Origin of the sequence: Streptomyces sp. NPDC017225, from assembly GCF_044331465.1 — a bacterium.
In the GTDB taxonomy this organism is placed as follows: Bacteria; Actinomycetota; Actinomycetes; order Streptomycetales; family Streptomycetaceae; genus Streptomyces.
This window is the reverse complement of record NZ_JBIRNE010000009.1, coordinates 80907-104826: the sequence shown is the minus strand read 5'-3', so window position 1 is coordinate 104826 and position 23920 is coordinate 80907. Positions and strand designations below refer to the sequence as shown.

21 protein-coding genes and 1 riboswitch are annotated in these 23920 nt (G+C 72.5%); of the genes, 15 read left to right on the top strand and 6 right to left on the bottom strand.

From position 1 onward, the window contains the following. The first annotated feature begins 129 nt into the window (after positions 1-129). The 4 genes from ACH4NX_RS20715 to ACH4NX_RS20700 all read left to right on the top strand — a co-directional run bounded on the left by ACH4NX_RS20715 (position 130) and on the right by ACH4NX_RS20700 (position 4973). The gene (locus ACH4NX_RS20715) at positions 130-1518 is read left to right on the top strand and encodes a pitrilysin family protein (protein ID WP_351392742.1); all 1389 of its coding nucleotides are present in this window, start codon (positions 130-132) and stop codon (positions 1516-1518) included. Further along, positions 1515-2903, top strand: coding sequence for a M16 family metallopeptidase (locus ACH4NX_RS20710; RefSeq protein ID WP_398128150.1), 1389 nt, complete (start codon positions 1515-1517; stop codon positions 2901-2903). The genes ACH4NX_RS20715 and ACH4NX_RS20710 overlap by 4 nt, the downstream gene beginning before the upstream one ends. A gap of 190 nt (positions 2904-3093) precedes the next feature. Next, positions 3094-3258, top strand: a riboswitch (cyclic di-AMP (ydaO/yuaA leader). Positions 3259-3270: 12 nt separating this feature from the next. Further along, on the top strand, positions 3271-4035 hold the full coding sequence (locus tag ACH4NX_RS20705; protein WP_351392748.1) for a M23 family metallopeptidase: 765 nt from the start codon (positions 3271-3273) through the stop codon (positions 4033-4035). Between the two features lie 242 nt (positions 4036-4277). Then, positions 4278-4973 carry a GntR family transcriptional regulator gene (locus tag ACH4NX_RS20700; protein ID WP_398128149.1) on the top strand — a complete coding sequence of 232 codons (696 nt, stop codon included), beginning with the start codon at positions 4278-4280 and terminating at the stop codon, positions 4971-4973. Positions 4974-5127: 154 nt separating this feature from the next. Here ACH4NX_RS20700 and ACH4NX_RS20695 read toward each other — a convergent pair whose 3' ends face one another. Then, positions 5128-5409 carry an HPr family phosphocarrier protein gene (locus tag ACH4NX_RS20695; RefSeq protein ID WP_053138275.1) on the bottom strand — a complete coding sequence of 94 codons (282 nt, stop codon included), beginning with the start codon at positions 5407-5409 and terminating at the stop codon, positions 5128-5130. A 197-nt stretch (positions 5410-5606) separates the two neighbouring features. Between ACH4NX_RS20695 and ACH4NX_RS20690 the strand changes: the two genes are divergently transcribed. The 4 genes from ACH4NX_RS20690 (at position 5607) to ACH4NX_RS20675 (ending at position 11140) form a co-directional block, all read left to right on the top strand. Next, positions 5607-8594, top strand: a complete 2988-nt coding sequence (locus ACH4NX_RS20690) for a GNAT family N-acetyltransferase (protein WP_398128148.1) — start codon at positions 5607-5609, stop codon at positions 8592-8594. A 61-nt stretch (positions 8595-8655) separates the two neighbouring features. Next, positions 8656-9252, top strand: a complete 597-nt coding sequence (locus ACH4NX_RS20685) for a DUF5998 family protein (protein ID WP_351392973.1) — start codon at positions 8656-8658, stop codon at positions 9250-9252. Then, positions 9252-10445, top strand: coding sequence for an alkaline phosphatase family protein (locus ACH4NX_RS20680; protein WP_398128147.1), 1194 nt, complete (start codon positions 9252-9254; stop codon positions 10443-10445). Before ACH4NX_RS20685 ends, ACH4NX_RS20680 begins: the two co-directional genes overlap by 1 nt. A gap of 44 nt (positions 10446-10489) precedes the next feature. Next, positions 10490-11140, top strand: coding sequence for a thymidine kinase (locus ACH4NX_RS20675; protein WP_351392760.1), 651 nt, complete (start codon positions 10490-10492; stop codon positions 11138-11140). A 127-nt stretch (positions 11141-11267) separates the two neighbouring features. Here ACH4NX_RS20675 and ACH4NX_RS20670 read toward each other — a convergent pair whose 3' ends face one another. Continuing rightward, positions 11268-12071 (bottom strand): VOC family protein, encoded by an 804-nt coding sequence (locus ACH4NX_RS20670; RefSeq protein WP_351392763.1) that lies wholly within the window; start codon positions 12069-12071, stop codon positions 11268-11270. A 266-nt stretch (positions 12072-12337) separates the two neighbouring features. Between ACH4NX_RS20670 and ACH4NX_RS20665 the strand changes: the two genes are divergently transcribed. Next, entirely contained in the window at positions 12338-13198 is an 861-nt protein-coding gene (locus ACH4NX_RS20665; RefSeq protein WP_351392766.1) for a sulfurtransferase, read from the top strand. 82 nt (positions 13199-13280) lie between these two features. On the opposite strand, the gene sepH is transcribed toward ACH4NX_RS20665, so the two are convergent. Beyond that, positions 13281-14339, bottom strand: a complete 1059-nt coding sequence (gene sepH / locus ACH4NX_RS20660) for a septation protein SepH (protein WP_398128146.1) — start codon at positions 14337-14339, stop codon at positions 13281-13283. Between the two features lie 477 nt (positions 14340-14816). Between sepH and ACH4NX_RS20655 the strand changes: the two genes are divergently transcribed. Then, on the top strand, positions 14817-15665 hold the full coding sequence (locus ACH4NX_RS20655; protein ID WP_398128145.1) for a hypothetical protein: 849 nt from the start codon (positions 14817-14819) through the stop codon (positions 15663-15665). On the opposite strand, the gene ACH4NX_RS20650 is transcribed toward ACH4NX_RS20655, so the two are convergent. After that, positions 15589-16926: a D-arabinono-1,4-lactone oxidase gene (locus ACH4NX_RS20650; RefSeq protein WP_398128144.1), complete on the bottom strand. Its 1338-nt coding sequence runs from the start codon at positions 16924-16926 to the stop codon at positions 15589-15591. The genes ACH4NX_RS20655 and ACH4NX_RS20650 overlap by 77 nt on opposite strands. Then, the gene (locus ACH4NX_RS20645) at positions 16868-18124 is read right to left on the bottom strand and encodes an MFS transporter (protein WP_351392778.1); all 1257 of its coding nucleotides are present in this window, start codon (positions 18122-18124) and stop codon (positions 16868-16870) included. The genes ACH4NX_RS20650 and ACH4NX_RS20645 overlap by 59 nt, the downstream gene beginning before the upstream one ends. Positions 18125-18287: 163 nt before the next feature. On the opposite strand from ACH4NX_RS20645, the gene ACH4NX_RS20640 reads away from it, so the two are divergent. Together ACH4NX_RS20640 and ACH4NX_RS20635 are read left to right on the top strand one after the other, a co-directional pair. Beyond that, a complete protein-coding gene (locus ACH4NX_RS20640) occupies positions 18288-19415 on the top strand; it encodes a ferrochelatase (protein ID WP_398128143.1) in 1128 nt (375 codons plus the stop codon). 8 nt (positions 19416-19423) lie between these two features. Beyond that, entirely contained in the window at positions 19424-20242 is an 819-nt protein-coding gene (locus tag ACH4NX_RS20635; protein ID WP_351392783.1) for an inositol monophosphatase family protein, read from the top strand. Between the two features lie 325 nt (positions 20243-20567). On the opposite strand, the gene ACH4NX_RS20630 is transcribed toward ACH4NX_RS20635, so the two are convergent. Next, positions 20568-20741: a hypothetical protein gene (locus tag ACH4NX_RS20630; protein WP_279564697.1), complete on the bottom strand. Its 174-nt coding sequence runs from the start codon at positions 20739-20741 to the stop codon at positions 20568-20570. A 568-nt stretch (positions 20742-21309) separates the two neighbouring features. On the opposite strand from ACH4NX_RS20630, the gene ACH4NX_RS20625 reads away from it, so the two are divergent. From ACH4NX_RS20625 to ACH4NX_RS20615, 3 genes are all read left to right on the top strand, one after another. Then, a complete protein-coding gene (locus ACH4NX_RS20625; RefSeq protein WP_003993508.1) occupies positions 21310-21963 on the top strand; it encodes a response regulator transcription factor in 654 nt (217 codons plus the stop codon). A 6-nt stretch (positions 21964-21969) separates the two neighbouring features. Beyond that, positions 21970-23214, top strand: coding sequence for a HAMP domain-containing sensor histidine kinase (locus tag ACH4NX_RS20620; protein ID WP_351392787.1), 1245 nt, complete (start codon positions 21970-21972; stop codon positions 23212-23214). 406 nt (positions 23215-23620) lie between these two features. Beyond that, the gene (locus tag ACH4NX_RS20615; RefSeq protein ID WP_003993510.1) at positions 23621-23917 is read left to right on the top strand and encodes a DUF4193 domain-containing protein; all 297 of its coding nucleotides are present in this window, start codon (positions 23621-23623) and stop codon (positions 23915-23917) included. Positions 23918-23920 lie beyond the last annotated feature (3 nt).

Sequence of the window (23920 nt, the reverse complement as noted above, 5' to 3'; positions counted from 1 at the left end):
GAACTCCACCGGCGGCCCGCACGCTTGCATACAGTGGCAGGATCGGCGGGATCGGCGGAATTCCCGCAGTTCCGCCCAATGATTCCACCCAGTGATTCCACCAAGGATTTCGCGATCGAAGGGACGTACATGCCCATGGGTCACACGGCCACAGCCCAGGCAGGCTCCGGCGGCCTGACAGCGACCGAGCACCGCCTGGCCAACGGCCTGCGCGTGGTGCTCTCCGAGGACCACCTGACCCCGGTCGCGGCGGTGTGCCTCTGGTACGACGTCGGCTCGCGCCACGAGGTCAAGGGGCGTACCGGCCTGGCTCACCTTTTCGAGCACCTCATGTTCCAGGGCTCCGCCCAGGTCAAGGGCAACGGGCACTTCGAGCTGGTGCAGGGCGCGGGCGGCTCGCTCAACGGCACCACCAGCTTCGAGCGCACCAACTACTTCGAGACCATGCCCACCCACCAGCTGGAGCTCGCCCTCTGGCTGGAGGCCGACCGCATGGGCTCCCTGCTGTCCGCCCTGGACGACGAGTCGATGGAGAACCAGCGGGACGTCGTCAAGAACGAGCGCCGCCAGCGCTACGACAACGTGCCCTACGGCACGGCCTTCGAGAAGCTGACCGCCCTCTCCTACCCCGAGGGGCACCCCTACCACCACACGCCGATCGGCTCCATGGCCGACCTGGACGCGGCGACGCTGGAGGACGCGCGCGCGTTCTTCCGCACGTACTACGCGCCGAACAACGCGGTGCTGTCGGTCGTCGGCGACATCGACCCCGAGCAGACGCTCGCCTGGGTCGAGAAGTACTTCGGCTCCATCGCCTCGCACGACGGCAAGCAGCCCCCGCGGGACGGCTCGCTGCCCGACGTCATGGGCGGGGAGCTGCGCGAGGTCGTCGAGGAGGAGGTCCCGGCCCGCGCGCTGATGGCGGCCTACCGCCTGCCGGAGGACGGCACACGCGCGTGCGACGCGGCCGACCTGGCCCTCACCGTGCTGGGCGGCGGCGAGTCGTCCCGGCTGTACAACCGGCTCGTACGCCGCGACCGCACCGCCGTCGCCGCCGGCTTCGGCCTGCTGCGGCTGGCCGGAGCGCCCTCCCTGGGCTGGCTGGACGTGAAGACGTCCGGTGACGTCGAGGTGCCGGTCATCGAGTCCGCCATCGACGAGGAGCTCGCCCGGTTCGCCGAGGAGGGCCCCACGGCCGAGGAGATGGAACGCGCCCAGGCCCAGTTGGAGCGCGAGTGGCTGGACCGCCTGGGCACGGTCGCGGGCCGCGCCGACGAACTGTGCCGGTACGCCGTCCTGTTCGGCGACCCGCAGCTCGCCCTCACCGCCGTACAGCGGGTGCTCGACGTGACGGCCGAGGAGGTCCAGGAGGTGGCCAAGGCCCGCCTGCGCCCCGACAACCGCGCGGTGCTCGTCTACGAGCCGACCGCCCCCACCGACGACGCCGACGACGCCGACGACCACGAAGCCGACGTCGCGAACGACGCCACCGACGAGAACGAGGAGGCGGCCAAGTGACCGAGCTCGCCACCATGGAATTCCACGCCCAGCCGCAGGCCGGCGAGCCCAAGCCGTGGGCGTTCCCGGCCCCCGAGCGCGGCAGCCTCGACAACGGCCTCACCGTGCTGCGCTGCCACCGTCCCGGCCAGCAGGTCGTCGCCGTCGAGGTCAACCTGGACGCACCCCTCGACGCCGAGCCGGCCGGCCTCGACGGCCTCGCCACGATCATGGCGCGCGCCTTCTCCGAGGGCACCGACAAGCACTCCGCCGAGGAGTTCGCCGCCGAGCTGGAGCGCTGTGGCGCCACCCTCGACGCACACGCCGACCACCCCGGCGTCCGGCTGAGCCTCGAGGTGCCCGTCTCGCGCCTCGCCAAGGCCCTCGGCCTGGTCGCCGACGCCCTCAGGGCGCCCGCGTTCGCGGACGGCGAGATCGAAAGGCTGGTCCGCAACCGGCTCGACGAGATCCCGCACGAGCTGGCCAACCCCGCCCGCCGCGCCGCCAAGCAGCTCTACAAGGAGCTGTTCCCGGCCGGCACGCGCATGTCGCGCCCGCGCCAGGGCACCGAGGAGACGGTCGCGAACATCGACTCCGCGGCCGTACGCGCCTTCTACGAGAAGCACGTCCGGCCCGCGACGGCCACCGCCGTGGTCGTCGGCGACCTCACCGGCGTCGACCTCGACGCGCTGCTCGGCGACACGCTGGGCGCGTGGACCGGTTCCGCCGCCGAGCCGCGTCCCGTGCCCCCGGTGACCGCCGACGACAGCGGACGGGTCGTCATCGTGGACCGTCCCGGCGCCGTCCAGACGCAGCTGCTGATCGGCCGTACCGGCTCCGACCGGCACGACCGCGTGTGGGCCGCGCAGGTGCTCGGCACCTACTGCCTCGGCGGCACCCTCACCTCGCGTCTGGACCGCGTCCTGCGCGAGGAGAAGGGCTACACCTACGGCGTACGGGCGTTCGGGCAGGTCCTGCGTTCCGCGCCCGACGGCACGGGCGCCGCCATGCTCGCCATCAGCGGCTCGGTGGACACCTCCAACACCGGTCCCGCCCTGGACGACCTGTGGACGGTGCTGCGCAAGCTCGCCGCGGAGGGACTCACCGACGCCGAACGCGACGTGGCCGTGCAGAACCTGGTGGGTGTGGCGCCGCTGAAGTACGAGACGGCGGCGGCCGTGGCGAGCACGCTGGCCGACCAGGTCGAGCAGCACCTGCCCGACGACTACCAGGCCACGCTCTACCGCCAACTCGCCGCCACGGGCACCGTGGAGGCCACGGCGGCGGTCGTGAACGCCTTCCCGGTGGACCGCCTGGTGACGGTCCTCGTCGGCGACGCGGCGCAGATCAAGGAGTCCGTCGAGGCCCTCGGCATCGGTGAAGTCACCGTCGTGTCGGCCGAGTAGCGGCACCGCGCGCGGCGGCCCTGGTGACCGGAGTGTCACCAGGGCCGAAGTTTGTCCGAATTGAGGGACTGACTGCCCGTCTGCCCTGTGGCGTGCGCTACAAAAAGCCGGTTGCGTTTGAGGATTGAAGACAGCCGCGTTTAGCGTCGTCCGGGCTGTTCGTCAGGCAGTGCGCCGCACCCGCGGCACCGGACAGTCATCGCCGAGTCCCCCTACGGCGCGAGCCAGGGGAGCCGGGGACCCATCGCAGTCCCTGGGGTGAATCGGACGCCCGCGCGCGCAGCGAGGGGGCCCGTAGGAGACCTTCCACCTCCGAACCCGTCAGCTAACCCGGTAGGCGAGAGGGAAGGAAAGGACCAGCCTCCACATGGCGTTCACGCGCGCCACCGGGAAGCACCGGCGTCCCAGCCGGGTGCACCGCACCACCGCCCGCGCGGCGGGGGTCGCGGCCCTCGCCACCACCGGCGTCGTCGGCACCCTCGCGGCTCCGGCGCTCGCCGCCGAGTCCGAGGCGGAGCAGAGCGGACTCACCCCGGTCATCACCATCGGCGACTCCATAGCCGACGAGATCGACGCCCAGGCCACCGCGCAGAAGCAGGCCGCCCTGCACGCGGCCGCCCGTGAGGCGGCCCAGGAGGCCGCGCGCGAGCGGGCCGCCGAGGCGGCCGAGGAGGCGCGCGAGGCCAAGGAGCGCGCCGCGCGCCAGGCGGAGCGCGAGCGGCTCAACACCTTCGTGTCGCCGATCACCGCCTCCTACGTCTCCACCGCCTACCAGGCCGGCAGCTCCCTGTGGTCCTCCGGCAGCCACACCGGCATCGACTTCCACGCCGCCGGCGGCACGTCCGTGCACGCGGTCGGCGTCGGCACCGTCGTGGAGGCCGGCTGGGGCGGCGCGTACGGCAACCAGGTCGTCATCAAGATGCACGACGGCACGTACACGCAGTACGGCCACCTGTCGTCCATCGGCGTCTCGGTGGGCCAGTCGGTCGACCCCGGCCAGCAGATCGGCCTCTCCGGCGCCACCGGCAACGTCACCGGGGCGCACCTGCACTTCGAGGCCCGCACGAGCCCCGAGTACGGCTCGGACCTGGACCCCGTCGCCTATCTCCGCTCGCACGGCGTGAACCTCTGACGGGCCTCCGGCGGGTCTCCGACGGACCTGTGACGCGTCTCTGACGACGGACGGCACGACATCCGAAAGCCCCGGCTCCCCGAGCCGGGGCTTTCGCGTTTCCCTTTGCCGGCGGCCGCGTCGCTGTCCAAAAATTACCCATGGAATCCGCCCCGCCGTCGGAATACCCGCTCGACTGGCCTAGAGTCACTGAAAACGCGTCAATCGTCGACGTTTCACGGGGATTAAGGCGGAGGTCGGGTATGCGAATTCCGGCGCACTCGGTGTGCACGGCGATCCGGGACGACATCGTCGCCGGCGTCCACGGACGCGGCAGCCGGCTCACCGAGGAACTCCTCGCCCGACGCCACGGAGTCTCCCGCGTCCCGGTCCGCGAGGCCCTGCGCACGCTGGAGGCCGAGGGTTTCGTGGTGACCCGGCGGCACGCGGGCGCGTGCGTCGCGGAACCCACCGAGCAGGAGGCCGCCGACCTGCTGGAGACCCGCACGCTCCTCGAACCCCTCGGCGCCTCCCGGGCGGCCCGGCGCCGCACCGACGCACACCTCAAAGTGCTGCGCGGGCTGGTCAGGCTCGGGCAGGAGCGCGCCAGGCACGGCAACAGCGAGGACCTGCGCTCCCTGGGCGGCTGGTTCCACGACACCCTCGCCCAGGCCGCCGGCAGCCCCTCACTGACGGCGCTCCTGACCCAGTTGCGCCACAAGATCGCCTGGATGTACGTCGTGGACGCGCCGGCCGGGCCGGTGGAGTACTGGGCGGAGCACGGCGCGGTCGTCGACGCGGTGGCCCGGGGCGACGGCGAGCGCGCGCGGGCGCTCATGGCGCTGCACACGGAGCGGTCGGTGCCGGGGCACCGGCTGCGTTTCGCCTCCGGCGGCGAACGGACGGCGCGTGTGAGGAATTCGCAACGTCCCGTAAACATGCCGAGCCTGCGGCATTAACACGGGCGCCGTATATAAAGAGAAGGCGATTCGGGGGGCTGTTCTCTGCTGCCCGAAAAGACGGAAGCGAAAAGCGTAAAGGGGGGGAGGTGGAAATGGGGAAACAAAAAGCCCGCCCGGCGGTCCCGGGCGGGCCTTTCGGTGCTGCTGTCCGTCAGACGGTCTCGGGAAGCTCCTCGAGCCCCTCGGAGACCAGCTTCGCCAGCCGCTCCAGGGCGGCGTCCGCGCCCTCGGCGTCGGAGGCGAGGACGATCTCCTCGCCGCCCTGGGCGCCGAGGCCGAGGACGGCCAGCATGGAGGCCGCGTTGACGGGGGAACCGTCGGCCTTGGCGATCGTCACCGGGACGCCTGTGGCCGTGGCGGCTCGGACGAAGATGGAGGCGGGGCGGGCGTGGAGACCCTCGGCCCAGCCGACGTTGACGCGGCGCTCAGCCATGTGATGCTGCCCTTCAGGTGATCAGGGGTTCAGGTTGTCTAGACCAGTCTTGTCTAGACCAGTTTCCCACATCGTGAAGCATGCCCGGACGGCTGAGCGCCGCCCCGTGTGGTGGTCGGACCGCGGCCTCGGCCCGACCTTCCGTCCCCACAGACTGCCTCGCGCCGTTGTCGTACGCGAGCCGTACTCTGGGGCCCATGCAGACCTCGTCGGACCGGCACGAGTACCCCGCCCACTGGGAGGCCGACGTGGTGCTGCGCGACGGCGGCACCGCGCGCGTCCGCCCCATCACCGTTGATGACGCCGAGCGCCTGGTCAGCTTCTACGAGCAGGTCTCCGACGAGTCGAAGTACTACCGCTTCTTCGCGCCGTACCCTCGCCTGTCCGCCAAGGACGTCCACCGCTTCACGCACCACGACTTTGTGGACCGGGTGGGACTCGCGGCCACCATAGGCGGCGAGTTCATCGCCACCGTACGCTACGACCGGATCGGCGCCGGTGGAACGCCCGCGTCGGCACCGGCCGACGAGGCCGAGGTCGCCTTCCTCGTCCAGGACGCCCACCAGGGGCGCGGCGTCGCCTCCGCGCTGCTGGAACACATCGCCGCCGTCGCCCGCGAGCGCGGCATCCGCCGCTTCGCCGCCGAGGTGCTGCCCGCCAACACCAAGATGATCAAGGTGTTCATGGACGCCGGGTACACGCAGAAGCGGAGCTTCGAGGACGGCGTGGTCCGCCTGGAGTTCGGCCTCGAACCCACCGACCGTTCGCTCGCCGTGCAGTACGCGCGCGAGCACCGCGCGGAGGCGCGTTCCGTTCAGCGGTTGCTGCAGCCGGGCTCGGTGGCGGTCATCGGCACCGGACGCACGCCAGGAGGCGTCGGTCGCAGCATCCTCGGCAACATCCGGGACGCGGGCTACGCGGGCCCGCTGTACGCCGTGAACAAGGCCTTCCCCGAGCACGGGACGGAACTCGACGGGGTGCCCGCGTGCCGCTCGGTGCGCGACATCGACGGCCCCGTCGACCTCGCCGTCGTCACCGTGCCCGCCGAGCACGTCCCCGAGGTCGTCACCGAATGCGGGGAGCACGGCGTGCAGGGCCTGGTGGTGGTCTCCGCCGGTTACGCCGACAGCGGCCCCGAGGGACGCGAACGCCAGCGCGCACTCGTGCGGCACGCGCGTACGTACGGCATGCGGATCATCGGACCCAACGCCTTCGGGATCGTCAACACCTCGCCGGGGGTGCGGCTCAACGCCTCCCTCGCCCCCGAGATGCCGCGTCCCGGCCGGATCGGCCTGTTCGCCCAGTCCGGCGCCATCGGTATCGCTCTCCTGTCCCGGCTGCACCGGCGCGGCGGGGGAGTCACCGGCGTCACCGGTGTGTCGACCTTCGTCTCCTCCGGCAACCGGGCCGACGTCTCCGGCAACGACGTCCTCCAGTACTGGTACGACGACCCGGAGACGGACGTCGCGCTGATGTACCTGGAGTCCATCGGCAACCCGCGCAAGTTCACCCGCCTGGCCAGGCGGACGGCGGCCGTGAAGCCTCTGGTCGTGGTGCAGGGCGCCCGGCACGGCGGCGTGGCACCCCAGGGGCACGCCGTACGGGCGACGCGGCTGCCGCACGCGACGGTCTCCGCGCTGTTGAGGCAGGCCGGCGTGATCCGGGTCGACACGATCACGGACCTGGTCGACGCGGGGCTGCTGCTCGCACGCCAGCCGCTGCCCGCCGGTCCGAGGGTGGCGATCCTGGGGAACTCGGAATCACTGGGCCTGCTGACGTACGACGCCTGCCTCTCCGAGGGACTGCGGCCCCACCCGCCCCTGGACCTGACCACGGCTGCCTCGGCGGACGACTTCCACAGGGCTCTGTCCCGGGCCCTGGCCGACGACACGTGCGACGCGGTGGTGGTGACCGCCATCCCGACGGTGGGGGAGGGGTCGGCGGGAGACGCGGCGCTGGCCGAGGCCCTGCGCTCGGCGGCGGCCGCGGTGCCCTCCAAGCCGGTCCTCGTGGTCCACGTGGAGCTGGGCGGCCTGGCGCAAGCCCTGTCCGCGGCGGCGAGCACGGCACCTCAGGCGGTACCGTCCGCGGAGCTCCATCCGGGCCGGTCCGCGGAGCCCCATCCGGGCCGGTCCGGGGAGGCCCATCCGGGCCGGTCCGGGGAGGCCCGGCCCGGCCGGCCCGCCGAACCCCTGACGGCCCCGCCCCCCGCGGCCGGTGCCGCCCAGCCGGCCGCTCCCGCGCAGCGGCCTCCGACCACCGCACCCGTCGCACCCGTCGCACCCGCCGAACCCGCCGAACCCGCCGGGGCTCCCGAGGACGCCCGACTCATCCCCGCCTACCCCGCCGCCGAACGCGCCGTCCGCGCCCTAGCCCAGGCCGTCGCCTACGCCCAGTGGCGACGCGACGCCGCCGACCCCGGCAAGGTGCCGGAGTACGAGGACATCGACGAGAAGGGCGCCGCCGAGCTGATAGCCGGACACCTCGCGCGCGGACAAGGGCTCACCCTCGGCACCCAGGAGACCTGCGACCTGCTCGGCAGGTACGGCATCCACGTCCACCGCGCCCTGCCCGCCCCGGCCCCCGACGACGCCGTCGCCGCCGCGCGGACCATCGGCTACCCCGTCGCCCTCAAGGCCACCGCCCCGCACCTGCGCCACCGCGCCGACCTGGGCGGCGTACGCCTGGACCTCGCGGACGAGGAGCAGCTGCGGCGGGCGTACGCCGAGCTGACCGAGCTGTTCGGGAAGCCCGAGGAACTGCGCCCGGTGGTGCAGGGCATGGCCCCGCGCGGCGTCGACACGGTCGTACGCGCGGTCATCGATCCGGCGGCCGGTGCGGTGCTCTCCTTCGGGCTGGCCGGGGCGGCCACGCAACTGCTCGGCGACATGGCACACCGGCTGATCCCGGTCACCGACCGCGACGCCACCTCCCTCATCCGCTCCATCCGCACCGCGCCCCTCCTCTTCGGCTGGCGCGGCTCGGCCCCGGTCGACAGCTCAGCCCTGGAGGAGTCGCTGCTGCGGGTCTCCCGGCTGGTGGACGATCATCCCGAGGTGGTCGCGGTCACCCTCGAACCGGTCGTCGTCGCACCGCGAGGCCTGAGCGTCCTCGGCGCCACCGTCCGTCTCGCGCCCCCTCCCGCCCGGGACGACCTCGGCCCCCGGACCCTGCCGGCGTACTGACCGCCACCACCCGGGGCGGGTACCGCACGAGCGTGTCTCGCAGTCGGTGCGCCCCCGTAGGATGGAGGGCATGGCCAAGACCAGTACGACGACCCAGGGGCTGCGAGCGGCGATCGAGCGCAGCGGCTACTACCCGGCCCTCGTGGCCGAGGCGGTGGAGGCCGCCGTGGGCGGCGAGCCCGTCCGGTCGTACGTGGTCCATCAGGAGACGACGTTCGACCAGAACGAGGTGCGGCGGCACGTGACCGTGCTGGTGCTCACCGGCAACCGCTTCATCGTCAGCCACACCGACGAGCAGACCGCCGACGACACCTCCCCGACGCCGTACGCGACGACGTCCACGGAGTCCGTCAAGCTCGGCCGGATCTCGTCCATCGTCGTCAGCCGCGTGGTCGCCAACCCGGAGCAGTACAAGCCGGGCACGCTGCCCCGCGAGATCGTGCTGACCATCGGCTGGGGCGCCGTCTCCCGGCTCGACCTGGAGCCGGCCGCCTGCGGCGACCCCAACTGCGAGGCCGACCACGGCTACACGGGCAGCTCGACGGCCGACGACCTCAGCCTGCGCGTCAGCGAGGCCGGCGACGGCCCGGAGACGGTGCGCCAGGCGCTCGCCTTCGCGCAGGCCCTCTCCGAGGCGACCGCGGACTCCGCGCGCTGATGGTGCAGCACACCGCCTGGGACACCGACCCGGAACCGCTCCCCGTCGACTCCGCCCCCGTACCCGAGTACGGCACCGGCTCACTCGCCGACCTGCTGCCCACCCTGGCCGCCGGCCTCGGCGTCCCCGGCATGACGGCCGGGATCACGGAGCTGACCCCCGCCGACCGGAACTGCGTGTTCCTGATCGACGGCCTCGGCTGGGAGCAACTGCGCGCGCACCCCGAGGACGCCCCCTTCCTGAGCTCGCTGCTGGGCACCTCACGAGGCGGCACCGGCCGCCCGATCACCGCCGGCTACCCGGCGACCACCGCGACCTCCCTCGCCTCCGTCGGCACCGGCCTGCCGCCGGGCGCCCACGGCCTGCCCGGCTACACCGTGCGCGACCCCGCCACCGGTGCGCTGATGAACCAGCTGCGCTGGCAGCCGTGGACCGCACCGGGCCGCTGGCAGCCGTACCCCACCGTCTTCCAGCTCGCCCACGAGGCGGGCGTGCGCGCCGCGCAGGTCACCTCCCCGACCTTCGCGAACACGCCGCTGACCAAGGTCGCGCTCAGCGGCGGCGCCTTCCACGGACGGCTGTCCGGCGAGGACCGCATGGACTGCGCCGCCGAGCAGCTGGCCGGCGCCGACCGCGCGCTCGTCTACACGTACTACGCCGAGGTCGACGGCGCCGGCCACCGCTTCGGCGTCGACTCCGACACCTGGCGCGGCCAGCTCGGGCATGTCGACCGCCTGGTCCAGCGCCTCGCCGAGCAGCTGCCGCCGCGCAGCGCCCTGTACGTCACCGCCGACCACGGCATGATCGACGTGCCCTTCGACGAGGACCACCGCATCGACTTCGACGAGGACTGGGAGCTGAAGGCGGGCGTCGCCCTCCTCGGCGGCGAGGGCCGCGCCCGGCACGTGTACGCCGTCCCCGGCGCGCACAACGACGTACTGACCTGCTGGCGCGAGGTGCTCGGCGAGCGGTTCTGGGTGGCCTCGCGGGACGAGGCGATCGCGGCGGGCTGGTTCGGCCCCCGTATAGACGACCGGGTGTACGGCCGCATCGGCGACGTGATCGCCGCCGCGCGGGACGACGTCCTGCTCATCGCCTCCGAGCGTGAGCCGAAGGAGTCGTCGATGGTCGGCAACCACGGCTCGATGACCCCTGCCGAGCAGCTCGTCCCCCTGCTCGAAGTACGCTCCTGACCCTCCCCCCACCGATCCTGTTGCCGAAAGGTGCTCAACCCCTCATGCCCGAGCTGGTGTTCTTCTCCGGAACGATGGACTGCGGGAAGTCGACACTGGCTCTCCAGATCGAGCACAACCGCTCGGCACGCGGTCTGGCCGGCATCATCTTCACCCGCGACGACCGCGCGGGCGAGGGCAAGCTCTCCTCACGCCTCGGCCTGGTCACCGACGCCGTGGAGGTCGAGGACGGCCAGGACCTGTACGCCTACCTCGTCGACCACCTCTCGCAGGGCGGCCGCGCGGACTACGTGATCGCGGACGAGGCGCAGTTCCTGGTCCCCGACCAGATCGACCAGCTCGCGCGCGTGGTCGACGATCTCCACATCGACGTGTACGCCTTCGGCATCACGACCGACTTCCGTTCCAAGCTGTTCCCCGGCTCCCAGCGGCTGGTCGAACTCGCCGACCGCGTCGAGGTGCTCCAGGTCGAGGCCCTGTGCTGGTGCGGCGCCCGCGCCACGCACAACGCCCGCACGGTGGGCGGCGTCATGGTCGTCGAGGGCGCCCAGGTGGTCGTCGGGGACGTGACCTGGTCGGTGGACGAGATCGGCTACGAGGTGCTGTGCCGGCGCCATCACCGAAGGCGGATGACGAGCGCTTCGGCGAAGGCGGCGGCGTTGTCGCCGGATGTGCTGCCGGTGACGTCGGACTGACCGGGAACCGGGCTCGCTGACGGGAGCCCGTTCCCGGGCACGGGCCCCGCATCGAGCGGGGCACCGAGTGAGCGGCCTCGGGACGGCGGGAGGACCGCGGCCACCGTGCCGTCACCCGGGCCGCGCGTCAGCCTCGGCGCTCCAGCAGCGACAAGCGCGCCCCCTCCGGATCCGCCGCCCTCGCCATCCGGCCGTGCACGGTGTCCCGGACCGGCTCGAGGACATGCCCGCCCAGGTCTTCCAGCCGCTCCAGGGACTCCTCCGCGTCGGCCACCTCGAAGTACGTCATCCAGTGCGGCCCCCGGTCGCGGGGCAGGGCGCCTCCGACACCGTGGATGCCGGCGACGGGGCGGCCGTCGACGCGCAGGGTCACGTAGTCGAAGTCGGCGGAGACCTCCGGCACCAACTCGAAGCCGAACACGGTCTCGTAGAACTTGGCGACGCTCGCCGACTCGTACGTCAGCAGCTCGTTCCACGCCGGTGTGCCGGGCATGCCGGTGACGGCGGTGCCGAGGTGGGCCGCCGCCTGCCAGATGCCGAAGACGGCGCCCGACGGGTCGGAGCCGATGGCCAGGCGGCCGGCCTCGCCCGCGTCGAGCGGACCCACGCCGATCGTCCCCCCGCACAGGCGTACCGTCTCGGCCGTCCGGTCGACGTCGTCGGAGGCGAAGTAGGGCGTCCAGGCGAGGGGCAGATGGCGGTCCGGGGGCAGTTGGCCGATCCCCGCCACCTCGCGTCCGTCGAGCAGGGCCCGCGCGTAGGGGCCCAACTGCCGCGGCCCGGGCTGGAACTCCCAGCCGAACAGCGCTCCGTAGAACTCCTGGGTCGCGGCCGGCCCGTGGACCATCAGACTCACCCAGCAGGGTGTGCCGGGCGTGTGCCGGGCGTTCGTCTCGCCGTCCCGGCCGGCCGACCCCCGTACGTCGGTCATCGTCACTCTCTTCTCGGCCCTGCGCGGGCCGTGCGTCCGCTTCCGTTCTGACGGCTCCGCTCTCACGGATTCCGCGCTGACGGACCTTCGCGCCGATGGCGGCACCGGACTTGGTGCCGCGTGCTTCGGGCGCGCCCTGGGGGCAGCCCGGCTGCCCGGGTGGTACAGCATGTGCCCGAACCCGTACGCCTCGTGATCGGTACTGTCCGGCGGGCAGAGTAGCCCGACATCGGCGCGGCGGCCACTCGGTACGCCAGGATGGGGCCATGAACGCCATCATTTCCGCACCCGAACTCGTGAACGAACTGGCGGGCGCGAACCCGCCGGTCCTGCTCGACGTCCGCTGGCAGTTGAGCACGGCCGGGGCCGCCGGCGCCGCGCCGTTCGACGGCCGGGCGGAGTACGCGGCCGGGCACCTGCCCGGTGCCGTCTTCGTCGACCTGGACAGGGAACTCGCCGCCGCCCCCGGCGGGCGCGGCAGGCATCCGCTGCCCGACGTGGAGGAGTTCGGCGCGGCGATGCGCCGGGCGGGCGTGTCGTCCGGCCGGCCGGTCGTCGTGTACGACGGCGGACAGGGGTGGGCGGCGGCCCGCGCCTGGTGGCTGCTGCGCTGGACGGGTCACCCGAACGTGCGGGTCCTCGACGGCGGGTTGCCGTCCTGGGAGGCGCCGCTGTCGACGGACGTCGCCGTCCCCGCGGAGGGCGACTTCGTGCCGGAGCCGGGCGCGACGGGCCCGGCGGGGATGCTCGACGCGGACGGAGCCGCCGCGCTGGCCCGGTCCGGGCTGCTGCTCGACGCCCGCGCGGGGGAGCGGTACCGGGGTGAGGTGGAGCCGATCGACCCGGTCGGCGGTCACATCCCGGGCGCCGTGTCCGCGCCGACGACGGACAACGTGGCGGCGGACGGCCGCTTCCTGCCCGCCGAGGAGCTCCGGGCCCGCTTCGAGGCCTTGGGGGCCGGGGAAGCCGGCGAGGTCGGCGTGTACTGCGGCTCGGGCGTGTCGGGCGCCCACGAGGTGCTGGCGCTGGCGGTCGCGGGCATTCCGGCGGCGCTGTACGTGGGTTCGTGGTCGCAGTGGTCCTCGGATCCGGGCCGGCCGGTCGCGGTGGGGCCCGACCCGCACTAGAACGGCCTTCGGCGGGCCGGGTACACGAGAGGGGGACCGCACCCGCACGGGCGCGGTCCCCCTCTCACGCGTCGAACGCCGCCTACTCCTGCTTCTTCCGCCGTGTCCCGAACACGATCTCGTCCCAGCTCGGCACCGCCGCCCGGCGGCCCGGGCGGACGCCGTCGGCCTCGGCCTGGCGGTCGGTGGAGCCGGTGAGGCGGTCGCGGTGGCTGGCCACGGAGCGCGGCATGAGCACGTCGGCGTAGGCGGAGCCGGCCGACGCCGCGGGGGCCACAGGCTCCTCCACCTCGGACTCCTCGACGGGCTCCTCCACCGGTTCCGGAGCGCGCTCGGGGACCACCAGGTCGCCGCGGAAGCTCGGTACGGCCTCCAGCAGGCTGGTGAGCGAGTCGCGTTCGCGTTCGGCCGAGGCGGTGACCGCGGTCTCCTCCTCCGGCTCGGACGGCGGCGGGGGCAGGCTCGGGCGCTCCCGCTGCTCCCGGTCGAGGGTGCGGTCCAGCGGCCGGTCGCGCGGCAGCCGGGCGATGCGCGGGACGAACGGGAAGCTGGGCTCGGGCGCGGCGAGGTCGTCGGACTCGCCGATCAGCGCGCGTGCCTCCTCGTCGACGGCCTGGACGAGCCGCCGGGGCGGGTCGTAGGTCCAGCTCGCGGAGTGGGGTTCGCCCGCGACCAGGTAGACCAGCAGGACCTCCCAGGTGCCGTCGTCGCGGCGCCAGGAGTCCCACTGGGCGGTGTCCTTGTCGGCGCCGCGCAGCAGCAGCCGCTCCTGGACGGCCTCGCCGAGGGGCGGCCCGGAGTTCTCGCCGGGACGGCGGACGGGGGTCTTGCGGGCCCGCTCCGCCATGAAGGCGCGCTCGGCCAGCACGGGCCCCTCGAAGCGTCGTACGCGGTCGACGGGGATGCCGGCCATCTGGGCGACCTCTTCCGCGGTCGCGCCGGCTCGTATACGTGCCTGGATGTCGCGGGGGCGGAGATGACTCTCCACCTCGATCTCGATCTGGCCGAGGCGGGGACGGTCGCCGCGCACGGCGGCCCGGAGCCGCTCGTCGATCGGAAGCGTGTACTCCGTGCTGTCCGCAGCCTTGAGCACCAGCCGTGTGCCGTCATTCGAGACGGCCACGACACGCAGTTCGGGCATGGGGACCTCCCGGGTGGTGCCTGCCGACGTCACGTGCGTCGCTGCTTCCGCTCTGTCGAGTGTGACCTGCCCGGGTGCAGCCTGCCACAACCTTGCCGAGTTGCCCGGCGTGTCGGGCTCGGGCGCTGGATCGCCGTTATGGCACGGTTACCCATTCGCAACGTTGAGTGACCAACTCCGTCACCCTGCGCAACTAGCCCCCTCCCGGCGGTCCTTCGCGTTCCTGGACCCGAACCCCCTGTCGGGAGACCGGACCCAGGGCTCGCAACAGTACTCCATTCGGGCCACGTGCGTGGATCGCCGCGCCGCCCGACTTCCGGTGAGAGGGGTGCTCGGCCGTTCCTGGCGCGATTTCCGTGCTCTCGGGCGTGGCGTACTTCACGGAATCACCAGAAACGGAACTAATGGTTTCGTCCGCACGTCCCTTTCTCGTGCAGTTGATCGATCACGTACGGGAAAGACAGGCAAGGTCCGGGGATGCGTGAAAAGCCCGATGACGCAGGCGAGGCGGATGTGCGTACGGAGGTGAAGTCCAAGCGGATCGACCTGAACGTGCCCCAGGTCGCGGGCGGCGCCCTGGCGGCCGTGGTGGCGGCCAAACTCGCCTCCTCCTTCGGCGTGTACGGCACGATCCTCGGCGCGGGCCTGATCAGTGTCATCGCCACTTGCGGAGGCTCCGTCCTCCAGCACTTCTTCAAGCGCACCGGCGAGCAGCTCCGGGTGAAGCGCGCCGTCGGCGCCGTGGGGGCCGGCGGGCGAACGGCGGCGGGCCCGGGTGAGTTCACCGAGGGCACCGTCTACCGCGCCCGGACCACGAGCTGGAAGCGCCCGGTGGTCGCCGCGGCCCTCGTCTTCGGCGTCACCATGGCCGGGATCACCGCGTACGAGGTCGCCGCAGGCGAGAGCCTGGGCGGCGGTCACAGCACCACCGTCGGCAGCGCCTTCTCCGGTCACGACGAGTCCTCGTCCAGGGATCCGGCGAAGTCGGGCGATTCCGGCGACTCGGGCCGGTCCGAGGACTCCGAGGACTCCCGGGAATCCGGTGGGCCGGGTGGCTCGGGGGACTCCGGCTCCGGCGACGACCCGGCGGCCACCCCGTCCGGCACCCCGAGCGGAACCGGCGATGGCACGTCGTCGGACGGCACGTCCGAGGAGGACGGCGGTACGGCGACCAGCCCGACGCCCACCCCCGACGTCACCGGGGAGGAGGGCTCCGGCGACGCCACGAGCCCGGCCCCCGACGCCTCGGCTACGGCCCCAGAACCCGGCGCAAGTGGTCGTTCCGGAACAGACGATCCGGGTCAAGACGGTCCCGCAGCGCCGTGAACTCGCCGAAGCGCGGATACACCTGGGAGAAGTACTCGGCGTCGCGGGTGTGGATCTTGCCCCAGTGCGGCCGCCCCCCGTGCGCCGTGAAGACGCGCTCGGCGGCGGTGAAGTACGCCTGGTAGGGCGTGCCACGGAACATGTGGACGGCGATGTACGCGCTGTCGCGGCCCGAGGCCGTGGACAGCGTGATGTCGTCGGCCGGGGCAGTGCGCACCTCCACCGGGAAGCTGATCCGCAGCCGGGAGCGGTCGACCATCGCCCTCAGCTCACGCAGCGTCTCGACGACGGCCTCACGCGAAACGGCGTACTCCATCTCCAGGAAGCGCACCCGGCGCGGGGATGTGAAGACCTTGTAGGGGGTGTCCGTGTACGTCCGCGCGGACAGTGCCTTGCTGGAGATCCGCGCGATCGCGGGGATGGCCGCGGGCGCCGCGCGGCCCACCAGGTTGGCCGCCTGGAAGACGCCGTTGGACAGGAACTCGTCCTCGAACCAGCCCTGGAGCCGCCCCACCGGCTGCGCGGGGCCGGCGCTGCGGTTGTTGCGCTTGGTGTTGGTGCTGCCGGTGTGCGGGAACCAGTAGAACTCGAAGTGCTCGTTCTCGGTCCACAGTTCGTCGAACTCGGCGAGGACACGCTCGAACGGCATCGGTTCCTCGCGGGCCGTGAGCAGGAAGATCGGCTCCACGGCGAAGGTGATCGCGGTGACGACGCCCAGCGCTCCCAGCCCGATCCGGGCAGCGGCGAAGACTTCCGGGTTCTCCCGCTCGGAACAGGTCAGGACCGAGCCGTCCGCCGTGACCAGCTCCAGGCCCCGGATCTGGGCGGCGACCGAGGCCGAGTCGCGGCCCGTGCCGTGGGTGCCGGTGCTGGTGGCTCCGGCGACGGTCTGCTCCATGATGTCGCCCATGTTCGTCAGCGACAGGCCCTCGCGCGCGAGCGCCAGGTTGAGCCTCTTGAGCGGTGTGCCGGCCTCGACCGTGACCGTCATGGCGTCGCGGTCGATGGCCCGGATGCCGGTCAGCAGGTGAGGACGTATCAGCACTCCGTCCGTCGCGGCTATGGACGTGAAGGAGTGCCCGGTGCCGACCGCCTTGACCCGCAGCCCGTCCCCGGCCGCCCTGCGAACGGCCTCGGCCAGTTCCTCCACGGAGGCGGGAGCGACCTCCCGCGTGGGGCGCGCGGAGACGTTGCCGCCCCAGTTACGCCATGTGCCGTTCTTCCCGTTCGTCTTCCCGCTCGCCGTACGTGTGCTGCTCAACGGTCCCTCCCCGACGCGGATCCGGCCGCTTGAGCCGGCGGTACCCGAGGAAACCGACCACGACCGCGACGGCCCCGGCGACCGCCGGAACCCAGTACCCCGCACGCGCCCCGGAGGCGTCGATCACCCAGCCGCCCGCGGAGGAGCCGAGCGCGACCCCGACCGCCAGGCCGGTGCTCACCCAGGTCATGCCCTCGGTGAGCCGCGTGCGCGGTACGTGCTCTTCGATGAGGGACATCGTCGTGATCATCGTGGGAGCGATGGCCAGACCCGCAACGAACAGCGCCGCGGCCAGAAACAGCAGGTTTCCGACCAGTAGGAGGGGGATCATACTCACGCCCATCGCACAGACGCCCAGCAGCCAGCGGCGTTCCGGCGGCCCGGCGAAGCGCAGCAGCCCGAAGATCATGGCCGCCGTGCACGACCCCGCCGCGTACAGGGCGAGTACGAGGCTGGCGGCGGCCTTGTGCCCCTCCTCCTCGGCGAAGGCCACGGTGACCACGTCGATGGCCCCGAAGATCGTCCCCGTCGCCACGAACGTGACGACCAGGACCTGAAGCCCTCGTGAGCGCAGTGGACTGCCGCCGCCCTTGTGCTCGCGCGGATGCGGCTCCGGCTCGGTGGCGCGCTGCGCGGTCAGCCAGAAGACACCCGTCGCCAGGAAGCAGGCGGCGAGCAGCGGCCCGGCCTCCGGGAACCAGGCCGTGGACAGACCGATGGAGATGATCGGCCCGAAGATGAAGCAGATCTCGTCCACCACGGACTCGAAGGAGTACGCGGTGTGCAGCTGCGGCGTGCCCCGGTACAGGGCCGCCCAGCGGGCCCGGACCATCGCGCCGAGACTCGGTACGCAGCCGATGCCGACGCAGGCCACGAACAGCACCCAGTCCGGCCAGCCGTAGTGCGCGGCGGGCAGCAGCACGGCCGCCGCGGTGAGCGACACGAGGGTCGCCGGGCGCAGTACCCGTCGCTGGCCGTACCGGTCCACCAGGCGGGAGACCTGCGGTCCGGCCACGGCGGCGGCGAGCGCGATGGTGGCCGACAGGGCGCCGGCCAGCCCGTACCGGCCGGTGAGCTGCGAGATCATCGTCACCACGCCGATGCCCATCATCGACAGCGGCATCCGGCCGAGGAAGCCCGCGGTGGAGAAGGCCGTGGAGCCGGGGGCGGCGAACAGGGCGCGGTAGGGGCTGGGCAACGCGGTCTCCGGGAACGGCTCAGTGGAGTGCTCGGTAAGGTCCGAACGCAGTCGATACAGATTACTCGTCGGGCAGCCCGGAAACACTCCCGCGGACCTGGCGGGACGCACCATCGGCGCCCACCGTTTTCCCGCTGTCAGTGGCGGGTGGCAGGATCGAGACATGCCAGACGTGCTCGATGCCAGCCCCTATGACGCCCTGCTCCTGCTCTCGTTCGGCGGCCCGGAGGGCCCGGACGACGTGGTCCCGTTCCTGGAGAACGTGACGCGCGGACGCGGCATCCCCAAGGAACGCCTCAAGGAAGTCGGCCGGCACTACTTCCTCTTCGGCGGGGTCAGCCCCATCAACGACCAGAACCGAGCCCTGCTGGACGCCCTCCGCGAGGACTTCGCCGAGCACGGCCTGGACCTGCCGGTCTACTGGGGCAACCGCAACTGGGCGCCGTACCTGACGGACACCCTGCGCGAGATGGTCCGCGACGGACGCCGCCGTATCCTCGTCCTCGCCACCAGCGCCTACGCCTCGTACTCGGGCTGCCGCCAGTACCGCGAGAACCTCGCGGACGCGCTCGCCGACCTGGAGGCCGAGGGACTGGAGCTGCCGAAGGTCGACAAGCTGCGGCACTACTTCAACCACCCGGGCTTCGTCGAGCCCATGGCCGACGGGGTCGTCCGGTCGCTCGCCGAGCTGCCCGAGGAGGTGCGGGACGGCGCCCACATCGCCTTCTGCACCCACTCGATCCCCACCTCCGCCGCGGACACCTCCGGCCCGGTCGAGGAGCACGGTGACGGCGGCGCGTACGTACGCCAGCACCTGGACGTGGCGCGGGTGATCGCCGACGCCGTCCGCGAGCGCACCGGCGTCGACCACCCCTGGCAGCTCGTCTACCAGTCCCGCTCCGGCGCCCCGCACACCCCGTGGCTGGAGCCCGACATCTGCGACCACCTTGAGGAGCGCCACGCGGCCGGCGTCCCCGCCGTGGTGATGGCCCCCATCGGCTTCGTCTCCGACCACATGGAGGTCCTGTACGACCTCGACACGGAGGCCAGGGCCAAGGCACAGGAGCTGGGCCTGCCGGTACGCCGTTCGGCGACCGTCGGGGCCGACCCGCGGTTCGCCGCCGCGGTCCGCGACCTCGTCCTGGAGCGGGCCGGGGACGAGCGCGGGCAGGAGGTCGCCCCGTGCGCCCTCGGCGCGCTGGGCGCCGGCCACAACCTGTGCCCGGCCGGCTGCTGCCCCGCCCGCACCGCCCGGCCCGCCGCCGCGGGCGCCGACAGCCCCTACGCGTGAGGAGCCCCGTGACCGACGTGACGCCCGACCCCCTCCACGCCGAGCTGCTGGAGATCGCCCAGGAGGCCGCCCACCGCGCGGGAGAGCTGCTGCGCGACGGCCGCCCGGCCGACCTGGCGGTCGCCGCCACCAAGTCCAGTCCGATCGACGTGGTCACGGAGATGGACATCGCGGCGGAGAAGCTGATCACCGGCCTGATCGCCGAACGCCGCCCGGACGACGGCCTCCTCGGTGAGGAGGGCTCGGCCACCGAGGGCACGAGCGGCGTCCGCTGGGTCATCGATCCGCTCGACGGCACGGTCAACTACCTGTACGGGCTGCCCACCTGGGCGGTCTCCATCGCCGCCGAGCAGGACGGCGAGCGGGTGGCCGGGGCGGTCGTGGCCCCCATGCGGGGTGAGTCGTACCACGCGGTGCTGGGCGGCGGAGCCTGGGCGACCGGAGCCTGGGACGGCGAACGCAGGCTCACCTGCCGGCCCGCGGCGCCGCTGGACCAGGCACTGGTCTCCACCGGCTTCAACTACGTCGCCGACGTCCGTGCCGAGCAGGCCGACATCGCGCGGCGGCTCATCCCGCTGGTGCGCGACATCCGGCGCGGCGGCTCGGCCGCGATCGACCTGTGCGACGTGGCCGCGGGACGCCTCGACGGCTACTACGAGCGCGGACTGCACCCCTGGGACCTCGCGGCGGGCGACCTGATCGCCCGGGAGGCGGGCGCGGTGACCGGTGGACGCCCCGGTGAGCGCCCGTCCGGGGACCTGACGATCGCCGCCACCCCGGAGGTCTTCGAGCCCCTCCAGCGGCTCCTGACGGACTTCGGCGCGTAGCGCCGCCCGCGGATCGGGCGCCGTGGCGGGGGAGCGACGGCGCCCGGTCCGCGCGGGTGGGGCATTCCGGCGCTCGGACCTGCGCGACGACCCGCAGGCCAGGCCATGCCCTGCCCTGCCCTGCCCTGCCACGGCCGGCCGGGCCGCCCGCGCGGCGCGTCCGGTCCCGGCGGGGGAGCGGCTGACGTTCCCCCGCCGGTCCGCGGCCGGGCGGCGGTCGTTCGTCGTCGTGGCGGAAGGCCGCTGACGTTCACCGCCGGACGGCGACCCGCACGACGAGGCCCCGGCGCTGGATCCCGTCGGGGCCTCGTCGCTCACGGGCCGATCAGACGCTGGTCGCGCCGACCTCCACACCGTGCTCGGCAGCGAGACGGCGCAGGTCGTCGAGCTCTCCCAGCTCCACCTCGACGAGGAACTCGTCCCCCTCGTCGCGGGCCCGGGACAGGTCGGACTCGGTCGTCTTTATGCGCTGCAGAAGTCCTGCGGTGAAAGCGTCCATGCTGCGCCCCCTCGTCCTGGGTCGTGGGTCGATGGCACGGGGGTGTGCCGTTCGGAAGGGACGATCACGTCTCCGGTGGAGTGCCCGGCGCTGCCCTGCCGGGCGGCGGCGGTGCCGGACACCCACGCCCGCCCTGCGGAAGCGGACCGCGGCATACCGCGCGGTGACGCGGTACAGGCAGAGCGTGATCGCGGGGTGTAAAGCCGTCCTCCCCCCGCTCCCTTCCGCGGAAACCTCAACCGCGCGAGAAAATCTCGCATTCCCGCATCCACCGCCGTTCCCGCTCCCACCGCCGTTCCCGGCCCACCCGGCCCACCCGGCCCACCCGGCCGCCCGGCCCACCCGGCCGCCCGGCCCACCCGGCCGCCCGGCCCACCCGGCCGCCCGGCCCACCCGGCCGCCCGGCCCACCCGGCCGGCGACGGACGCCGCGGGTCGTCGCCGGCCCCCACCCGCCTTACCGCCGACTTATGGCCGAAAAGGGCAGGATGGAGGCAACACACCCACCAGCCCCCTGCCCTCGTGCGCCGACAAGCGCTACGCGGGTGGACACAGGAAGGACAAGCGACGTGCGCGTACTCGTCGTCGAGGACGAGCAGCTGCTCGCCGATGCGGTGGCCACCGGACTGCGCCGGGAGGCCATGGCCGTCGACGTCGTGTACGACGGTGCGGCCGCCCTGGAGCGCATCGGCGTCAACGACTACGACGTGGTCGTCCTCGACCGCGACCTCCCGCTCGTCCACGGCGACGACGTGTGCCGCAAGATCGTCGAGCTCGGTATGCCCACCCGCGTGCTGATGCTCACGGCCTCCGGCGACGTCAGCGACCGGGTGGAGGGCCTGGAGATCGGCGCCGACGACTATCTGCCCAAGCCCTTCGCGTTCAGCGAGCTCATCGCGCGCGTGCGCGCCCTGGGGCGGCGTACCAGCGTGCCCCTGCCGCCCGTCCTGGAGCGCGCCGGGATCAAGCTCGACCCCAACCGCCGCGAGGTCTTCCGCGACGGCAAGGAGGTCCAGCTCGCGCCCAAGGAGTTCGCCGTGCTGGAGGTGCTCATGCGCAGTGAGGGCGCGGTCGTCTCGGCGGAGCAGCTGCTGGAGAAGGCCTGGGACGAGAACACCGACCCGTTCACCAACGTCGTGCGCGTGACCGTCATGACCCTGCGCCGCAAGCTGGGCGAGCCGCCCGTCATCGTCACCGTCCCCGGCTCCGGCTACCGGATCTGATCGACCGTGGCGACGACACCCGCGCCCCCCGGGGCGCCTCCGAAGCCCACCTGGGACCCGCGGTCGGCCACCCCGCTGCCGTGGCTGCGTCCCACCATCCGGATAAGGCTCACGCTGCTGTACGGCGGCATGTTCCTGATCGCCGGCATTCTGCTGCTGTCGATCATCTACCTGCTCGCCGCCCAGGCGGTGCGCACCGGCAACCAACCGCTGTACAAGATCGTCGACTTCGAGGGTCTCCGGGTGACCAGCAACGACTGCCCCGGAGTCACCAACGGCAACCTGTCGCTGTCGCAGTTCAACGCCGCGATCGGCGACTGCATCGACCGCCAGCGCCAGGTAGCCCTGGACCGGCTGCTCAGCCGCTCGCTGCTGGCCCTGCTCGGCCTCGCCGTGATCGCCTTCGCCTTCGGCTACGCCATGGCCGGACGCGTGCTGTCCCCGCTGGGCCGGATCACCCGCACCGCGCGCGCGGTGGCGGGCTCCGACCTCTCCCGGCGGATCGAGCTGGACGGTCCGGACGACGAGCTGAAGGAGCTGGCGGACACCTTCGACGACATGCTGGAGCGGCTGCAACGGGCCTTCACCGCCCAGCAGCGCTTCGTCGGCAACGCCTCCCACGAGCTGCGCACGCCGCTGGCGATCAACCGCACCCTCCTGGAAGTGCACCTGTCCGATCCGAACGCTCCCGTGGAGCTCCAGCAGCTCGGCAAGACGCTCCTGGCCACCAACGAGCGCAGTGAGCAGCTCGTCGAGGGCCTGCTGCTGCTCGCCCGCAGCGACAACCAGATCGTCGAACGCAAACCGGTGGACCTCGCCGAGGTGGCCGGCCAGGCCGTCGACCAGGTGCACGCGGAGGCGGAGACCAAGGGCGTGGAGATCCGCGGCACGCGCGAGGCCGCGGTGGTCCAGGGCAACGGCGTCCTGCTGGAGCGGATCGCCCTGAACCTCGTACAGAACGCCGTGCGCTACAACGTGGCCGCCCAGGGCTGGGTGGAGGTCACCACCGCGGTCGAGAACGGCCAGGCGGTCCTGGTGGTCACCAACACGGGCCCGGTGGTGCCGGCGTACGAGGTCGACAACCTCTTCGAGCCGTTCCGGCGGCTGCGTACCGAGCGCACGGGCAGCGACAAGGGCGTCGGCCTCGGCCTGTCCATCGCGCGCTCCGTGGCCCGGGCGCACGGCGGGCACATCTACGCGCAGCCGCGCGAGGGCGGAGGGCTCGTGATGCGTGTGACACTGCCGATCTGAGATCATGACCCCGACATCTCACCGAGACCCGAGGATGTTCGCTTTGAGCGGAATTTCCAGGCCGTCGGCCCGGAGGCCACCTGTGTGATCGATCACAACGGGGGCTTTCCCGCCATCTACTCTCCGTGATCATGCACCCTGTCGGAAAGCCGGGAAAATCCTGGTTTTCAGGGGTTCTGATCACGGGAAGTACACGGTGAGACGCCTTTGAAGTGCGGCATTCGGACCGTGTACGGTCCCCATCGCCATCCCAGCCGATCACTCATGAGGAGTCCGGTTGGGTGTCGATTGAGTAACAGACCTTGATGTGAGGCAAAATCTCCGCCTCGGGTCGGGCACAAGTCCGGCCTCTCACGCGTTACGTGCGCTGGAGACACCCGCAGATACCCAGAGGGGGAGAGCGACCATGGCAACTGATTACGACACTCCACGCAAGACCGACGACGATGTCGACTCGGACAGTCTCGAAGAGCTGAAGGCGAGGCGGAACGACAAGTCCGCCTCGGCCGTCGACGTCGACGAGTTCGAGGCCGCGGAAGGCCTCGAACTTCCCGGCGCCGACCTCTCGAACGAGGAACTGGCCGTCCGTGTACTTCCGAAGCAGCAGGACGAGTTCACCTGCATGAGCTGCTTCCTGGTGCACCACCGCAGCCAGCTGGCCCGGGAGAAGAACGGCCAGCCGATCTGCCGCGACTGCGACTGAGGC

What these genes read in the sequence shown, in the direction of transcription:
- ACH4NX_RS20700 (WP_398128149.1), top strand. Translation starts at nt 4,278, where the DNA reads ATGCGAATTCCGGCGCACTCGGTGTGCACGGCGATCCGGGACGACATC.
- ACH4NX_RS20670 (WP_351392763.1), bottom strand. Translation starts at nt 12,071, where the DNA reads ATGACCGACGTACGGGGGTCGGCCGGCCGGGACGGCGAGACGAACGCC.
- ACH4NX_RS20655 (WP_398128145.1), top strand. Translation starts at nt 14,817, where the DNA reads ATGCGTGAAAAGCCCGATGACGCAGGCGAGGCGGATGTGCGTACGGAG.
- ACH4NX_RS20695 (WP_053138275.1), bottom strand. Translation starts at nt 5,409, where the DNA reads ATGGCTGAGCGCCGCGTCAACGTCGGCTGGGCCGAGGGTCTCCACGCC.
- ACH4NX_RS20685 (WP_351392973.1), top strand. Translation starts at nt 8,656, where the DNA reads ATGGAGGGCATGGCCAAGACCAGTACGACGACCCAGGGGCTGCGAGCG.
- ACH4NX_RS20640 (WP_398128143.1), top strand. Translation starts at nt 18,288, where the DNA reads ATGCCAGACGTGCTCGATGCCAGCCCCTATGACGCCCTGCTCCTGCTC.
- ACH4NX_RS20715 (WP_351392742.1), top strand. Translation starts at nt 130, where the DNA reads ATGCCCATGGGTCACACGGCCACAGCCCAGGCAGGCTCCGGCGGCCTG.
- ACH4NX_RS20665 (WP_351392766.1), top strand. Translation starts at nt 12,338, where the DNA reads ATGAACGCCATCATTTCCGCACCCGAACTCGTGAACGAACTGGCGGGC.
- ACH4NX_RS20705 (WP_351392748.1), top strand. Translation starts at nt 3,271, where the DNA reads ATGGCGTTCACGCGCGCCACCGGGAAGCACCGGCGTCCCAGCCGGGTG.
- ACH4NX_RS20690 (WP_398128148.1), top strand. Translation starts at nt 5,607, where the DNA reads ATGCAGACCTCGTCGGACCGGCACGAGTACCCCGCCCACTGGGAGGCC.
- ACH4NX_RS20615 (WP_003993510.1), top strand. Translation starts at nt 23,621, where the DNA reads ATGGCAACTGATTACGACACTCCACGCAAGACCGACGACGATGTCGAC.
- ACH4NX_RS20630 (WP_279564697.1), bottom strand. Translation starts at nt 20,741, where the DNA reads ATGGACGCTTTCACCGCAGGACTTCTGCAGCGCATAAAGACGACCGAG.
- ACH4NX_RS20680 (WP_398128147.1), top strand. Translation starts at nt 9,252, where the DNA reads ATGGTGCAGCACACCGCCTGGGACACCGACCCGGAACCGCTCCCCGTC.
- ACH4NX_RS20675 (WP_351392760.1), top strand. Translation starts at nt 10,490, where the DNA reads ATGCCCGAGCTGGTGTTCTTCTCCGGAACGATGGACTGCGGGAAGTCG.
- sepH (WP_398128146.1), bottom strand. Translation starts at nt 14,339, where the DNA reads ATGCCCGAACTGCGTGTCGTGGCCGTCTCGAATGACGGCACACGGCTG.